This window comes from Micromonospora parastrephiae, assembly GCF_016802865.1.
Classification (GTDB): Bacteria; Actinomycetota; Actinomycetes; order Mycobacteriales; family Micromonosporaceae; genus Micromonospora; species Micromonospora parastrephiae.
Genome location: NZ_JAEVHM010000416.1, coordinates 1 through 1097, shown reverse-complemented (window position 1 = coordinate 1097; position 1097 = coordinate 1). Strand labels below are relative to the sequence as shown.

At 78.4% G+C, this 1097-nt stretch carries 2 protein-coding genes and 2 pseudogenes; all 4 read right to left on the bottom strand.

Annotated features, from left to right (window positions below; translation table 11 throughout):
* Window positions 1–203: pseudogene (locus tag JNW91_RS31525) on the bottom strand (hypothetical protein); the annotation flags it as partial.
* A gap of 14 nt (window positions 204–217) precedes the next feature.
* Window positions 218–370 (bottom strand): hypothetical protein, encoded by a 153-nt coding sequence (locus JNW91_RS31520; protein WP_203179061.1) that lies wholly within the window; start codon window positions 368–370, stop codon window positions 218–220.
* Window positions 367–849 (bottom strand): hypothetical protein, encoded by a 483-nt coding sequence (locus JNW91_RS31515; RefSeq protein ID WP_203179060.1) that lies wholly within the window; start codon window positions 847–849, stop codon window positions 367–369. Before JNW91_RS31515 ends, JNW91_RS31520 begins: the two co-directional genes overlap by 4 nt.
* A pseudogene (locus JNW91_RS32940) lies at window positions 753–1097 on the bottom strand (hypothetical protein); the annotation flags it as partial. The pseudogene JNW91_RS32940 and the gene JNW91_RS31515, both read right to left, overlap by 97 nt.

The window sequence follows — 1097 nt, the reverse complement described above, 5'->3', positions numbered from 1 at the left end:
GGTGGCATGGGCGGCCGACCAGGCGTCTCGGCCGTGCCGCCGCCACCGGTCGGGGCGGGCACGTCCGCGCGGGCCAGGGTCGTCGCGTCACGCCACAGCAGGGTCCGGCGATCGGGTACGCCGAGGTCGGCGACCGCCAGGTAGGCGGTCCGGGTGGTCCAGCTCAACCAGCCGGCGCCCCGCAGGTTGGTGTCGGTGCCCACCGGCGCGGTCAGGGTCAGCGTGGCGCCACCACCCTGGGCCCGTAGCCGGGCGGGTAACCGGTCCAGTCGGCGCCGCTCGGCGTCGGTGAGTGCGCGGGGCAGCCCGGGGCGCCGCCGAGCGCGTCCACCGGGCGCAGCGTCGGCCGGTCCGCCCGGTCGAGGGTCACCGTGACCGGGCCGACTCCGGGCAGGTGGGTGACCAGCTTGTGCAGCCGGGCGTTCTGGTCGAGCCAGTAGCGGGGCTGCCCGTCGCCCGGCGTCGCCGGGCTGTTCGGTGTCGCGGCGGGGGGAGGTGTCGCGGCGGGAGGAGGGATCGCGGCGGCAGCGGTGCCGCGAGGACGTCCACCGGGCCGGCCGCGACGGTGTCCCGGGCGACCCAGCGGCCCAGCGCCGGGGGCGGGTCGGGGCGGTCGGCGGAGAGGCCGAGGAGCAGGTCGAGCACCGGTGCCAGGCCCGTGCCGGGCGTCAGGCGGTGCAGCCGCCAACGGTCGACCGGAGGCACCAGGGGAGGCGGAGCGGGAGTGGGCACCGCCGCCGGGTCCGGCCGGATCACCAGTGCCGGGCCGACGCTCTGCAACAGACCTCGCTCGGCGCCCGCGCCCGGCCCGCCCACGTCCAGGTAGAGCAGCGACCGTGACCAGTCCACCCAGCCCACCAGCTCGGTCGCGCGGCGCCGGTGCCGGCCGTGACGCGAACCCCGGCGCGTAGGTCCCGAAGGTTGGTGACCCGCATCGCGGCCAGCCGTTCGCCCTCCGCGACGGTGAGTGGCCGGGCCGGCTCGGGCGGATCGGGAGCCCAGCTCAGCAGCCCGATCACCAGCGCCGTGGCGGACGTCACCGCGGTCAGGCCGAGCAGCATCAGCGCCGTCCGCCGCCGGCGGGCGGGCGGGGTCGG